We start from the raw sequence: 13,581 nt of genomic DNA, 5'->3' as shown, positions 1-13,581 counted from the left end.
CGGTTACACGACACTTATTCATATGAGTAAAGGGTTATTTCAACAGAAAGTTTTAATTTAAGCGATTGGACCGCCTAAGTTAATAATGTCTTCAGATACGCTGTCGAACTTTTTGAAGTTAGCTTTGAATTCATTTGCAAGTTCGATTGCTTTTGCTTTGTAAGCAGCTTTATCAGCCCAAGTTTGTTCAGGCATTAACACTTCGTCAGGTACACCTGGTACGTGAAGTGGAACTTCAAGACCAAAGATGTCATGTTTAGCTGTTTCAGTTTTCGCAAGTTCACCGTTTAATGCAGCTTGAATCATTGCACGAGTGTAACCTAAGTTCATACGTTTACCAACGCCGTATTCGCCACCAGTCCAGCCAGTGTTTACTAAGAATACTTTCGCATCGTGTTTCTCAATTTTTTCACCAAGCATTTCAGCATAGCGAGATGCATCAAGTGGTAAGAATGGTGAACCGAAGCAAGTTGAGAATGTTGCTTGCGGAGATGTAACACCGCGCTCTGTTCCTGCTAGTTTACTAGTGTAACCACTTAAGAAATGATACATAGCTTGTTCTTTTGATAACTTACTGATTGGAGGCAATACGCCAGATGCATCAGCAGTTAAGAAAATGATTGTATTTGGGTGTCCAGCAACACTTGGCAGTACGATATTGTCGATCGCATGCATAGGGTATGCAGCACGAGTATTTTCTGTTAAAGTAGTATCGTTATAGTCTGCGATACGCGTTTGGTCATTAATGATAACGTTTTCTAAAACAGATCCAAATGTGATTGCATCGAAAATTTGTGGTTCTTTCTCGTGAGAAAGGTTTACACATTTCGCGTAGCAACCGCCTTCAATATTGAATACACCGTTATCAGACCAACCGTGCTCATCATCACCAATTAATTTACGGTTTGGATCAGCAGATAATGTTGTTTTACCTGTTCCAGATAAACCGAAGAATAATGCTACATCGCCTTCTTCACCTACGTTTGCAGAACAGTGCATAGAAAGAATATCTTGTTCAGGTAATAAGAAGTTCATAATAGAGAAGATTGATTTTTTCATTTCTCCAGCGTATTCTGTACCACCAATTAATACGATGCGTTTTTCGAATGAAACCATAATGAATGCTTCAGAGTTTGTACCGTCAACAGCTGGATCAGCTTTGAAATTCGGTGCAGAAACAATTGTGAACTCTGATTCATGAGTCGTTAATTCTTCTTCAGTTGGACGAATGAATAATTGATGTACAAATAAATTGTGCCATGCATATTCGTTAATAACTTGAATTGGTAGGCGGTAATTGCGGTCAGCGCCTGCAAATCCTTTGAAGACGAATAACTCTTCTTTTTCTTTTAAGTATTCTAAAACTTTAGTATATAATTTATTAAAATGTTCTTCAGAAATCGGTTGGTTCACAGCTCCCCAAGCAATTTTGTCAGCAACCGATGCTTCTTTCACAATAAATTTATCTTTAGGAGAACGTCCTGTATATTTTCCTGTTGAAGCAGAAACGGCACCAGTAGAAGTTAATTTCCCTTCATTTCGCATTAATACTTTTTCCACTAATTGCGGAACACTTAGTTGAATCTGTGCATTGCTTCCGTTCAATAATTCGTGTAAACCAATTTGGACATTCACAGTACTCATATTTATATACCATCCTTTTCATTTAATGAAATATTTCTCGTAATCCCCAACAAGAGTATAACACAATTATATAAATAATGTATACTATTTATTTCTTTTTGTTTGTGTGAATGCATTATTTCCTTATTAATATTTCATTTCAGGCGTATTGAGAAAAACTTTCAGGAAAATGTGAATATTAATTGACAAATGAATATCATTTCTTTAGTATAGGTTGGGACGGATACTCTCTTATCCCGAGCTGGCGGAGGGACAGGCCCGATGAAGCCCAGCAACCTCACTTGTATTGATAAATGCAGGTGAATAGGTGCTAAAACCTGTGCGAGGCTACAGGTCTCGAACGATAAGAGCGAAGGGCAAAAAGCAGTATGCAAGTAGCAAATTAAACCTTTCCTCTATGTAAAGTAGGAAAGGTTTTTCTGTATGCTTGTGTGGGAGAATAAATGTATGTCGCAGTTTGTGGCAAATTAAGGATGAGTTCCGTACAATATATACAATTACTGTAGGGAGGTTTACCACATGACAAAAAAACGTCATCTGTTCACATCTGAGTCTGTAACTGAAGGACATCCAGATAAAATTTGTGACCAAATTTCTGATTCAATTTTAGATGCGATCTTATCAAAAGACGCAAATGCACGTGTAGCTTGTGAAACAACTGTAACAACTGGTTTAGTATTGGTAGCGGGGGAAATTACGACTTCTACTTACGTAGATATTCCGAAAATCGTTCGTGAAACAATTCAAGGCATTGGTTACACACGCGCAAAATACGGATTCGATGCAGAAACTTGTGCTGTTTTAACATCTATCGATGAGCAGTCTGCTGACATCGCTATGGGTGTTGACCAAGCGCTAGAAGCACGCGAAGGTCAAATGACTGACGCTGAGATTGAGGCGATTGGTGCAGGAGACCAAGGTTTAATGTTTGGTTTTGCATGTAATGAAACACAAGAATTAATGCCACTTCCAATCTCGCTTGCTCACAAATTAGCTCGCCGTTTAACTGAAGTACGTAAAGATGATACATTATCATACTTACGTCCGGATGGAAAAACGCAAGTTACAGTTGAGTATGATGAAAATGGTAAACCAGTACGTGTTGATACTATCGTAATTTCTACACAACATCACCCAGATGTTACATGGGAAGAAATCGATCGCGATTTAAAAGAGCACGTAATTAAAGCTGTAGTACCAGCAGAATTAATGGATGGAGAAACGAAATTCTTCATTAATCCAACTGGCCGCTTCGTAATTGGTGGACCACAAGGTGATGCTGGTTTAACAGGACGTAAAATCATCGTTGATACTTACGGTGGATACGCTCGCCACGGTGGCGGTGCATTCTCTGGTAAAGATGCAACGAAAGTTGACCGTTCTGCAGCATATGCAGCTCGTTATGTTGCGAAAAACATCGTAGCAGCTGGTCTTGCTGAAAAAGCAGAAGTACAACTTGCATACGCAATCGGTGTAGCACAACCAGTATCAATTTCAGTTGATACATTCGGCACTGGTAAAGTATCTGAAGACGTACTAGTAGAACTAGTTCGTAACAACTTCGATCTTCGCCCGGCTGGTATTATTAAAATGTTAGACTTACGTCGCCCAATTTACAAACAAACAGCAGCTTACGGCCACTTCGGACGTACTGATGTAGATCTATCATGGGAACGTACAGACAAAGCTGCAGCTTTAAAAGAGCAAGCTGGTCTATAATATATGAAAAAAAGCTTTGCGCGGTGAGCGCAAAGCTTTTTTTATTTATAATTACGTTGGAATAAAGCGAAGAGTTCAATGTCATGCCAAGTGCCGTTGCGGAATATAGCTTCTTTACAAGTTCCTTCATGTTGAAAACCAAGTGATTTATATAATTTAACTGCTCTATCGTTAAAAGAAAATACTCGTAAAGAAAGGCGATGTAAATTTAATTCTAAAAATGCATAATCCAATAATAGGGTTAAAGCTTCCTGCCCATAACCTTGTCCCCAGTAATCCTTTTTACCAATATCAATAATGCATTCAGCGTTTCGATTATACGAATCAATATGAATTAAAGAAGTAATACCAATTGGAAGATGCGTAGCTTTTTCTTCAATGATATAGCTCTTAGAGTTCGAAGAATGAATAAATTGCTGGCAAAGTTTTTCTGTGTCTTGAAAGGAATATTTATCAAGAGTAAGTGTAGTTGAACTCATAACGTCTATATCATTATGCCATTTATAATATGTTAGAATATCATCTTCGGAAAACTTTCGTAACTGGATACGGTTGGACTCAAACAATGTAAACACCCCTTTTGTATTTACTGGTTTTTATTCATTATCTCAACACACGAACTACAATAAATTTGTCCTTCTAATTCAATATACTTTTTCATATTCGTCATGCCATTCGCCGGAAAGGGCATATGAATCCACGCTTTTTCATACGTTTGTATTTCTGTTTTACATGATTTACAAAAGATTGATTTCTTTCTGAACATATGTAATCAACCTTTCATTTGACGTGCTTTACTTGCGCAAAAGGCACTACTTAGTAAAAATAGTGTCGCAAATATAATGCTTACTAATGTAGCGTATGGAATTGCGCCTTTTAAGGAAAAGCCGACAGTGATTGAAGCGATGAATAAGAGGATAAATGTTGTTGTTAATTTTTTATAAAGTTCCATACTATGTAGACCTCCAATTTATTTTTTAGTACAAGTTTTAAAATTGAATTCTATTATGTAGAAAATATAAAGAGTAGCTAAAGATGTGTAGTCTAGGAGTATAAGAAAGTACACTTTCCTTTTTGTGGGTTAGTATACTTATATTGTATCATGCCGCATGAGTGGCTTCATACATAATTGTGTAAAGGTATGTATGATAAAATGAAGAAAAGTCTTTAAGAAAGGAAAGATAAAAAATGAGTGTAACTGAACATAAAAAGCAAGCTCCAAAAGAAGTGCGTTGCAAGATTGTTACGATTTCCGATACACGTACGGAAGAAACAGATAAGAGCGGACAACTATTACATGAATTGTTAAAAGAAGCGGGACATAAAGTAACTTCTTATGAAATTGTAAAAGATGATAAAGAAAGTATTCAGCAAGCGGTGTTAGCTGGTTATCATAAGGGAGATGTAGATGTTGTATTAACAAACGGCGGTACTGGTATTACGAAACGTGATGTCACAATTGAAGCAGTATCAGCGTTATTAGATAAAGAAATTGTTGGATTTGGTGAGCTGTTCCGTATGATTAGTTATTTAGAAGATATCGGAAGCAGCGCAATGTTAAGTAGAGCGATTGGTGGTACAATTGGGCGCAAAGTAGTCTTCTCGATGCCAGGGTCTAGCGGAGCGGTTCGACTTGCGATGAATAAATTAATTTTACCGGAATTAGGCCATATTACATTTGAGCTGCATCGCCAATGAGTAAGTGTGCTGGAATTGTATTAGCGGGCGGTATGTCGAGTAGATTTGGTGAGCCGAAAGCGTTAGCAATTTGGAAGGGAACTACTTTTGTTGAGCATATTGTGAAAGTGATGGGAACTACTTTGCAAGACATTGTAGTAATTAGCCATACTGATATAAAAGAGCGAGTAGAGCAATTCGTACAAGTTCCTGTTATAGAAGATATCCCGCACTATAAAGGAAATGGACCGCTTGCGGGCATTGTATCAGGTATGGAATACATAGAAGCAGATTGGTACGCTATTATGCCTTGCGATGCACCAAACGTTTCGCATCAATGGTTTGCCATTTTACTAGAGCAAACGAGCAATGAATATGATGCGGTTGTACCTATTATTAATGGAAGAAAACAACCGCTACTTGCGGCGTATCATAACCGCGTGAAAGAAAAGATTTATGCTTTACTTCAGGAAGAAAAAAGAAGTATGGGCCAGCTTTTATCACTATGTAATGTGAAGTATGTTTCTGGAGAAGATGTACAGGCGAATGCGGATTGGTTTATAAATGTAAATACGAAAGAAGAATATGTGCAGGCTCAAAAAGACCTTTCAAATGAATGAAAGGTTTTTTGATATACAGAATTGGGGAACAATTGCTGTATAAAGGTATGTGAGTAAGTTGATTTTAAGGGGAATTCTTAAAATCATTATACAGTTTAAAATACTGTATAACCATATATTAATTTTTATGGGTTTTTATTACAAGTCTGTTTAGTTATGTTTATTTTTGATATAATTAATATAGAAATAAAACAATGTTTAACCTTATGTATCATTTATTAAACTAAAATTTATGACTATGTAATAAACTCCCTTCGTTTTTTTGAAGGGAGTTTTTCTATTTAAGCAAGCAACTCTGATGCGTTATGCTGCAGGACTTCTTCATATTGGTTAAGCAAACCGTGAAAGATCTCATCCCAGCTCTTTGATTTCGCAAAAGATGAAGCTGCTATTCCCATCTGCTCAAGTTTTTCTTCATTTTGTAATAAAAAATAAATGGATGATAGAAATGCATCTTCATTTTTAGGCGGACAAAGAACTCCCGTTTTTCCATCTGTAATAATATTTTTAACCCCGCCACTATTTGCACCAATTACAGGTGTACCGCATGCGAGTGATTCAAGTACGACATTTCCGAATGTTTCAGTAGCTGATGGAAACACCATTATGTTAGAACAAGCATATGCTTCAGCTAAATCTGTACTTTGTAAATAGCCAGTAAAAGTGATATTTGTTTTCGGAACAGCTTCACGTAAACTTGTTGCTAGAGGACCGTCTCCTGAAATGAGCCAATGAATATCGTTTCGAGTATGTGCTGTTTTAACGATAAGGTGTTGCAGCGTATCAATATCTTTTTCAGGAGCAATTCGTCCAACATAGGAAAGGACATACTTCGCTGTAATATTATATTTTTTTCGGAATAGGTCTGTATTGTAAGCAGGATGAAAGAGTGTGCAATCTACACCACGTCCCCATATAGAGAGGGTCTGAAAGCCTTTGTTTTTTAATTGATGTAATGTTTCAAAGGAAGGTACAAAATTTTTTTGCATATGACTATGAAACCATTTTAAATAGTTCCACAGCATATTGGAGAGGAATTCGATTTTGTAATAACGTAAATAGGCATCGAAATCAGTATGATAAGAACCGACAACTGGGATGTTTAACTTTTTTGCATAATACAATCCACAAAGTCCCATGTTGAAAGGTGTGGCAATGTGAATAATGTCAGGTTTAAAGGAAAGTAGTTCTCGTTTAATGCGCGGAGTAGGAAAAGAAAAACGACATTCTGGATATAATATTGTTAACGGGATACTTCTCATCTTATTCACATTCGCTACAAAATTATCTTCAGCTGTATGCTGAGGAGCGAAAACAGAATAGGCGATCTGTTCTTTCTGAAAATATTGTGTTAATCGCTCTAACGTTTTCGCAACCCCGTTAACTTGTGGCGTAAAAGTATCGGTAAAAATGGCGACTCTCATCATATCACTCCTTTATGTGAAAAGTGGGATGAATTGATAAAAAGAGATGATGCCAGAGCAAGTGCCAAGGCACATACCGACGAATACATCTGACGGATAGTGAAGTCCTAAATAAATACGTGAAATACCGACGCATAATGCTAACGGTAATAGGAAAGCAAGTAAGCTTGGATTATAGCAAATAAATGGAATGAAGACAGAGAAAACGGCTGTTGTATGACCAGACGGGAAAGAGTGATCTTTTAATGGATGGACTGGATATTTTGCATCCTGAATTGTTAAATAAGGACGTTTTCGCGGATACCACCTTTTTAATATTTGCACAGGAATATGGCTAATTGCTAACGAAATAGCAGTTGCAATTGCAGCTTGATGCAAAGTTCCCTTTGCGAAAATTAAAAAGAAAAGTGTGAGTGCGATGGAGAAAGTCGCGCCACCGATATGAGTAATATTGCTGAAAAAGATATTTAATGTTTTTTGATCAAAGTAGCGGTTAATTCCTCTGAAAATGTAACATTCTATTTTATATAATCCACTGACCTTCATAAAAATTCTCCTCCCTCATCTACATATATATGGAGATATTAGCTTTTATTTTAATAAGATTTTGTTGAGGGAGTAATAATGTTTTGTAAAGAAAAAGTTAGATTTTATATAAAAAAAGCTGCCAATCTTATGGCAGCGGAAATTTACTTCTGTAATGATTTATAATATTGACCTTTTTCAACGTATTGCGTGCGAATACGCTCCATATCTTTACGGTCTTCTTCTGTTAATTCACGAATGACTTTCGCGGGACGACCGAAAGCTAACGTGTTCGGCGGAATTTTCTTTCCTTGTGAAACGAGGCTTCCAGCGCCGATAAAAGCTCCTTCGCCAATTTCAGCACCATCTAATATAATAGATCCCATTCCAATTAAAGCATCTTTCTTAATATGGCAACTATGTAAAATGACTTGATGCCCAATTGTTACGTCGTTTTCTAAAATAAGAGGATACTGCGGGCTTTGGTGAAGTGTACATTGGTCCTGTACATTTACTCGGTCTCCAATGATTGTCGGTGACACATCACCACGGATGACTGTATTAAACCAAATACTTGATTCCTCGCCAACGGAAACATCGCCTGTAATCGTAACATAGTCAGCGATAAAAGCACTACTCGCAATTTTCGGTTTTTTTTCTTTGTAAGGATATATCATGTAAAGTCTTCCTTTCCTAGAGACTAGTTTTAGTGTATCAAATTATGAGAAAGAGTGAAATGGAGGAGAGCCGTATGTGGAATTATGAAGCGGAGGAAGCAAAAGCTGTCATTGTTATTGTGCACGGCGCAATGGAATATCACGGACGTTACGAAGCAGTTGCGGAAATGTGGAATCATATCGGCTACCACGTCGTGATGGGGGATCTTCCGTCACATGGAACGACTTCAAGAAATAGAGGACATATTGATTCATTTGATGAATACATAGAGGAAGTTAAATTATGGGTGAAAGAAGCAAGAAAGTATAGGTTACCTATTTTTCTATTCGGTCATAGTATGGGTGGTCTTATTGTCATTCGTATGATGCAAGAAACGAAGAGAGAAGATGTAGAAGGTGTTATTTTGAGTTCGCCTTGTTTAGGGGTAGTGACTGGACCCTCTGCTCCGCTTCAATTTGCTTCAAAAATATTAAATGTTGTGGCTCCAAAATTGCAATTTGCAACGAATCTTACGGTGGAAATGTCAACACGTAACCATGAAGTAAGAGATGCAATGGAGAATGATTCTTTGTTCTTGCGCAAAGTATCAGTACGTTGGTATAGTGAATTGATCAAGTCTATCGAAATTGCTCATAAAAAAATAGATGATTTTCCAGATGTTCCGCTCTTGCTAATGCAAGCTTGTGAGGATAAACTTGTAGATAAAACACGTGTCCGCACTTGGTTTGATAATGTTAAAATAAGTGATAAGGCTTTTAAAGAATGGCCGAATTGTTATCACGAGCTATTAAATGAGTATGAGCGTGATGAAATTTTGAGTTATATTCAGTCATTTACTGAAATGCATGTCAATAATATAGTAAAAACAAACAAATAAATCATTATTTGTACATTTAATAGAGGAGATGAAGGAAGAAGTGAACGTACCGAGTAATCCCATAACGCTCATGGCGAAAGTATACCGTGATGTGTTTCCGGTTGTACACCATGAGCTAGCGATGTGGAAAGAGCGTGCCTACCATATTCCGAATGATGAGCTTCATAGTCAGGCAATCGCAAGTATTGAGCATAAAACGTTTCATTGCGAGGGCGGTGGCATTTTAGCTCTGCTAGCAAATGAACACCGAGAAGAATGTATTCGTTTTATCGTAGCGTATCAAACGATCAGCGACTATTTAGATAATTTATGTGATCGCAGTACATCACTTGATCCAAATGATTTTGCCGCACTGCATGAATCGATGTTAATGGCATTATCACCTGAAGTAGAAGGCGGCGGTAATTATTATCGTTATCGTGATGATCAAGATGATGGTGGTTATTTAGATGAACTTGTTGAAACATGCCAAGATGTTTTAAAGAAAACGAAGCACTATGACAAAATTGCTCCTGTTCTTCATGAACTTGCTTGTTATTATTGTGATTTACAAATTCATAAACATGTAAAATTAGAAGAAAGAGAACCACGATTACAAAAGTGGTTTGAAGCGCATAAAGAAAACTTACCAGAGATGAGTTGGTTTGAATTTTCAGCATGTGCCGGTTCTACACTTGGAATCTTCTGTCTTGTCGCATATGCCTTTCATGATGAATTACATGATGAAGATATTGCGAAAATTAGACAAGGATACTTCCCTTACGTACAAGGGCTTCATATCTTACTTGATTATTTCATTGATCAAGAAGAAGACCGTATAGGCGGAGATTTGAATTTCTGTAGTTATTACGAAAACGAGCAAGCAATATTAGATCGGATGAAACATTTTGTAGAAGAAGCGGAGAAGAGTATTGGTGATTTGCCTCATGCGAAGTTTCATCGCCTTATAAGCCGAGGGTTACTTGGTATTTATTTATCAGATCAAAAAGTATCAGCACAAAAGAATATGCACAAAATGGCACGGCGCATTGTAAAGTACGGAGGCCTCACTTCACGATTCTTCTATTGGAACGGGAAGATGTACCGAAAGAAAACAGCGCAGTGATGAAGAAAACCACTCATGTAGAGTGGTTTTCTTTGTTATAATATGGTAAAGGTGGTGATTGAAATGAAGCGATTGTTTCAAAAGCTATATGGCAATATTGAAGTAACATTACTTCTGCTACTTTCCATTTCATTTGTAACAGGAACGTATATGATGATGAATAAAGCGGGTGGTCCTACAACGATGGATTATGTAGCCCAAGTTATCATTGCATTGATTATTATAGTAGATATTGTCTTTTTAATAAGTGGTAGAAAAAAAGAAAATAGTAAATAAAAAAGCATTTGTACATGAGAGTACAAATACTTTTTATTATGATCGTATTTTTGAAAATACATATATAAGAAGTTCAATCGCAAAAATCACTAAAACAGATAGCCCGAATAAAGGCATGACAGCGCCTAGTATAACCATCATGATAAAGAAAACGATTATGCTTTTCTTATCTCTTTGCTTTGGTGGTGCTGCTAATTTTCCTTTCGGCTTCCTTGCTAACCACATTTTTATTCCGTAATAAATGAGCAGTAGTAGAGATAATGTCGTTAGTAAGCATAATATTTTATTTGGCCATCCGAATAAATGTCCTTCATGAAGCGGGATGCCGTAAGTGAACCATTGTGCAAGTAATCCATAATCACGATAGTCCGTTTTGGAAATAAGCTTTCCGCTATATTGGTCAAAGTAAGCTGTTATCTCTTCATTTGGTGCAACATGCATACCTGTAATACCAGAACCGCTCGATTTCGAAACAGTGAATACACCTTTTGGATCAGCTGGTAGTGAAATAACATATGGCTTCTTTATTTCAATTCCTTTTTGTAATTCATGGACAGAAATTGCTTTCGGTTCATTTGAATTCGATTCAGGAGGAGCTTCTTTTCTTGTTGCCCACGGCAATTCTTTTACCTTTGATTCAGGCGGTGCCATGTACAATTTTGGATATCCGAGTGATTCATTTGACGATGCAATTTTATAAATTTGGTTCCCCATAAATCCTGACCATGGCAAGCCAGATGCGACTAGCAGAAAGAGAGGAATTGTAAATATAATACCGATAATAGAATGACGTCTTTTTGCTTTTTCTCGCTTATTGGATGATGGTGTGTTTTTGAATTGGCGTATACTCATGTACAATCCGGTTATGATTAAAAAGATTGTCCAGCATGCCGCAAGCTCCACAGTATAGTTAACGATAGTGCCGCCAACTAAAAGAGAACTATGTAATTCCCTCATGATATTGGCAAACGTTTCACTTGCATTTTGATCTCCAACAATTTGATTATTACTATCTAAATATACATATTTTTGTTGTCCAGTATACTCATTTGCAATCGTAAGTCTCGTATTATAATCCCCATTAAACTCACTAATTTTCGCCACGCTATAATGTGGATATTTTTTCTCTGTTAAGGAAATAGAATCAGACATCGAAATAGATTCTGTTTGAGCACTCTTCCCAAAATATAAATCTTTATAGATGAAATCTTCAACTTCCTCCCGAAATAAATACCCAATTCCGCTCAGTGACAACGTAATAAGAAGTGGCGTAATAAAAAGCCCAGCATAAAAATGCCAACGCCAAAAAATGTAATGAAGCGAACGATTTACTTTCATACTTTCAGTTCCCCTAACCTTCCCTATATGAATAACTACTTATTTAATATAGCGAGATTAAGTGTGATTACTTTGAAAGAATTGTGAAGAAAGTTAAAAGTTTTGGGGATTTTTATCAGCAAGACATACAATACGCAATGCAAAACTTAGTTGAATGAATTAGCTCTTCATTTCCTTTTTGTAGCCTGATTTGAAGTGCCTTTTGAAAATAAGATAAGGCAGTATGGAAGTCACCTGCATCTAATTTACTTTTTCCGTAATTAATGATGCTATAGTATTAAATCAATTTTTAAATTTATTTAATTACTCAAATCCTGAATCTAAAATATTTAATTGTTCAGCTGTTATTCACTCCTTTCTTATATGTAACAAGATATTCAGTTCTTGCTCTAATTTAGCAATTGACTTACTTTTTGTGTAAGCTTCATTTCTTTCCTCTAAAAGAAGCAGCTCATGTTCCGCAGCAGTGTGTTCCTCTATGATGCCAACGCATTTTGCAGTTAACCTTTTCTCTACTTCATCTACTAAAAAGGAAATATTTATAATCAAAATCAAATAAAAAAGAATATTCTGTCTATTATTAAGAAAAATATATTTAACTATAATCACCTTTGGTAATATATTACAAATATATACAGGTATTTCAAAATTTGAAATATACTAACAATTAAAGGCGAGGTAATTTTATGGGGAAAACTCAATTGAATTTTAAAAAGGCAGGAATTATTACATTAACATCAGCTATGTTATTTGGCGGACTTTTGCCAACTATTTCTCATGCTGAAGAAAGTAACATAGCAAAACTTCAAACATTCTCTTTATCTAACATGCCAGAAAAGGCAAAAAACATTGACTTAAATGAATTAAAAGAAACGGGGGAAGAATATTTAAGTGAAGAAGAGGTAAGGTCAATCGATCCATATCAATTAAATTTGATATTTAAAGAATTAAAAGATGAGATAAAGAATGGGAAATATACTCATGCTGAATTGAATCAAATTGCTAGTGACAAGATAAAAAATAGCACAGCAAAATCCCCTAGTTTATATGGTTACGATATACCAGGAATGCCTGATTTAACAGAAGCGGAAATTTCGTTAGCAAAGAGGCATCCTATTGAATTCGTAACTTATGGAGGATGTTCAATTGATGCTCTTAATGAAGCGAAGAAATATTATGGTGGTGATCAACTTACTAAGGGAAATGGTGATGCGTTTAGACATGCTTATTGGAATGCGATTTTAGTTCCGAACATGGGTGGTTCTAGTGGTGCTGTATATGGCGAAGAAAGAGCAAAAGCTTGGACTGATGCTCATGAACAATATTCTGTTGGTATTGATAAAGAAATGGATCTTCATAACAATTGGTTTGGAAGATCTGTAGCAATGAATAATTATTATTGGACTACGTCAAAATATAGCAGTTACATGAGAGAAAGAGTGAGTAAAGGTTCTTTAGCACGAATAGTTAATAATCAATTAGTGGCGACAAATGGTGTTACTGGTAAGTAATGCACAGAATGAATGTGAGAAGAAGTAAGTATCCTATAGTATTGTCTTTATATTTTACTTAGTGATATTCTTTAAATTAACACCTTGAAAATACATATTTGCATAAAAAAGGAGACAAAGATTTTGAAAAAGAATTTAATACTGATTTTTTGTCTAGCTATTTTATTCATATTGTCTGCTTGTCAAA

General features: G+C 36.1%; 16 protein-coding genes and 1 riboswitch. Of the genes, 7 read left to right on the top strand and 9 right to left on the bottom strand.

All coding sequences use genetic code 11. The features are described 5' to 3' along the window. Nucleotides 1-57: 57 nt before the first annotated feature. Complete coding sequence (pckA, locus tag HMPREF2590_RS27195) at nt 58-1,644, bottom strand: phosphoenolpyruvate carboxykinase (ATP) (protein WP_000108802.1); 1,587 nt, start codon at nt 1,642-1,644, stop codon at nt 58-60. A 228-nt stretch (nt 1,645-1,872) separates the two neighbouring features. Then, nucleotides 1,873-1,994, top strand: a riboswitch (SAM riboswitch). Nucleotides 1,995-2,163: 169 nt separating this feature from the next. On the opposite strand from pckA, the gene metK reads away from it, so the two are divergent. Continuing rightward, nucleotides 2,164-3,363, top strand: a complete 1,200-nt coding sequence (gene metK, locus HMPREF2590_RS27190; protein WP_000163123.1) for a methionine adenosyltransferase — start codon at nt 2,164-2,166, stop codon at nt 3,361-3,363. Between the two features lie 41 nt (nt 3,364-3,404). Here metK and HMPREF2590_RS27185 read toward each other — a convergent pair whose 3' ends face one another. Genes HMPREF2590_RS27185 through HMPREF2590_RS27175 form a run of 3 tightly spaced genes read right to left on the bottom strand, consistent with a single transcriptional unit; the run spans nt 3,405 to nt 4,315 of the window. After that, nucleotides 3,405-3,929, bottom strand: coding sequence for a GNAT family N-acetyltransferase (locus tag HMPREF2590_RS27185; RefSeq protein WP_000464119.1), 525 nt, complete (start codon nt 3,927-3,929; stop codon nt 3,405-3,407). A 20-nt stretch (nt 3,930-3,949) separates the two neighbouring features. After that, the gene (locus tag HMPREF2590_RS30995) at nt 3,950-4,129 is read right to left on the bottom strand and encodes a hypothetical protein (RefSeq protein ID WP_000488709.1); all 180 of its coding nucleotides are present in this window, start codon (nt 4,127-4,129) and stop codon (nt 3,950-3,952) included. A 6-nt stretch (nt 4,130-4,135) separates the two neighbouring features. Next, nucleotides 4,136-4,315, bottom strand: a complete 180-nt coding sequence (locus HMPREF2590_RS27175) for a hypothetical protein (RefSeq protein WP_000424800.1) — start codon at nt 4,313-4,315, stop codon at nt 4,136-4,138. 236 nt (nt 4,316-4,551) lie between these two features. On the opposite strand from HMPREF2590_RS27175, the gene HMPREF2590_RS27170 reads away from it, so the two are divergent. Continuing rightward, complete coding sequence (locus HMPREF2590_RS27170; protein ID WP_000117128.1) at nt 4,552-5,061, top strand: MogA/MoaB family molybdenum cofactor biosynthesis protein; 510 nt, start codon at nt 4,552-4,554, stop codon at nt 5,059-5,061. Then, a complete protein-coding gene (locus HMPREF2590_RS27165; RefSeq protein ID WP_000030834.1) occupies nt 5,058-5,660 on the top strand; it encodes a molybdenum cofactor guanylyltransferase in 603 nt (200 codons plus the stop codon). The genes HMPREF2590_RS27170 and HMPREF2590_RS27165 overlap by 4 nt, the downstream gene beginning before the upstream one ends. A gap of 281 nt (nt 5,661-5,941) precedes the next feature. On the opposite strand, the gene HMPREF2590_RS27160 is transcribed toward HMPREF2590_RS27165, so the two are convergent. The 3 genes from HMPREF2590_RS27160 to HMPREF2590_RS27150 all read right to left on the bottom strand — a co-directional run bounded on the left by HMPREF2590_RS27160 (nt 5,942) and on the right by HMPREF2590_RS27150 (nt 8,286). Continuing rightward, nucleotides 5,942-7,084 (bottom strand): glycosyltransferase family 4 protein, encoded by a 1,143-nt coding sequence (locus HMPREF2590_RS27160; RefSeq protein WP_001261605.1) that lies wholly within the window; start codon nt 7,082-7,084, stop codon nt 5,942-5,944. Nucleotides 7,085-7,096: 12 nt separating this feature from the next. Then, on the bottom strand, nt 7,097-7,630 hold the full coding sequence (locus HMPREF2590_RS27155) for a phosphatase PAP2 family protein (protein ID WP_000868592.1): 534 nt from the start codon (nt 7,628-7,630) through the stop codon (nt 7,097-7,099). Nucleotides 7,631-7,773: 143 nt separating this feature from the next. Then, nucleotides 7,774-8,286, bottom strand: a complete 513-nt coding sequence (locus HMPREF2590_RS27150) for a gamma carbonic anhydrase (RefSeq protein ID WP_000640186.1) — start codon at nt 8,284-8,286, stop codon at nt 7,774-7,776. A gap of 74 nt (nt 8,287-8,360) precedes the next feature. On the opposite strand from HMPREF2590_RS27150, the gene HMPREF2590_RS27145 reads away from it, so the two are divergent. From HMPREF2590_RS27145 to HMPREF2590_RS27135, 3 genes are read left to right on the top strand one after another with little or no spacing between them, the layout of a single operon-like run. Beyond that, nucleotides 8,361-9,164, top strand: coding sequence for an alpha/beta hydrolase (locus tag HMPREF2590_RS27145; protein ID WP_000267425.1), 804 nt, complete (start codon nt 8,361-8,363; stop codon nt 9,162-9,164). A gap of 40 nt (nt 9,165-9,204) precedes the next feature. Continuing rightward, a complete protein-coding gene (locus HMPREF2590_RS27140; protein ID WP_001102467.1) occupies nt 9,205-10,269 on the top strand; it encodes a tetraprenyl-beta-curcumene synthase family protein in 1,065 nt (354 codons plus the stop codon). A gap of 42 nt (nt 10,270-10,311) precedes the next feature. Further along, a complete protein-coding gene (locus tag HMPREF2590_RS27135) occupies nt 10,312-10,545 on the top strand; it encodes a hypothetical protein (protein ID WP_002005854.1) in 234 nt (77 codons plus the stop codon). A gap of 36 nt (nt 10,546-10,581) precedes the next feature. On the opposite strand, the gene HMPREF2590_RS27130 is transcribed toward HMPREF2590_RS27135, so the two are convergent. Then, nucleotides 10,582-11,883 carry a PepSY-associated TM helix domain-containing protein gene (locus tag HMPREF2590_RS27130; protein ID WP_050822139.1) on the bottom strand — a complete coding sequence of 434 codons (1,302 nt, stop codon included), beginning with the start codon at nt 11,881-11,883 and terminating at the stop codon, nt 10,582-10,584. Nucleotides 11,884-12,231: 348 nt separating this feature from the next. Further along, nucleotides 12,232-12,438 carry a hypothetical protein gene (locus HMPREF2590_RS27125; RefSeq protein WP_000600687.1) on the bottom strand — a complete coding sequence of 69 codons (207 nt, stop codon included), beginning with the start codon at nt 12,436-12,438 and terminating at the stop codon, nt 12,232-12,234. Between the two features lie 146 nt (nt 12,439-12,584). Here HMPREF2590_RS27125 and HMPREF2590_RS30990 point away from each other — a divergent pair, with 146 nt between their 5' ends. After that, a complete protein-coding gene (locus HMPREF2590_RS30990) occupies nt 12,585-13,394 on the top strand; it encodes a DUF6973 domain-containing protein (RefSeq protein ID WP_227596004.1) in 810 nt (269 codons plus the stop codon). Nucleotides 13,395-13,581: the final 187 nt, after the last annotated feature.

The sequence above is a fragment of the Bacillus sp. HMSC036E02 genome, from assembly GCF_001836235.1.
GTDB lineage: Bacteria > Bacillota > Bacilli > Bacillales > Bacillaceae_G > Bacillus_A > Bacillus_A cereus.
Note: the sequence above shows the minus strand (reverse complement) of the source record. Positions and strands in the feature narration are given on the sequence as shown.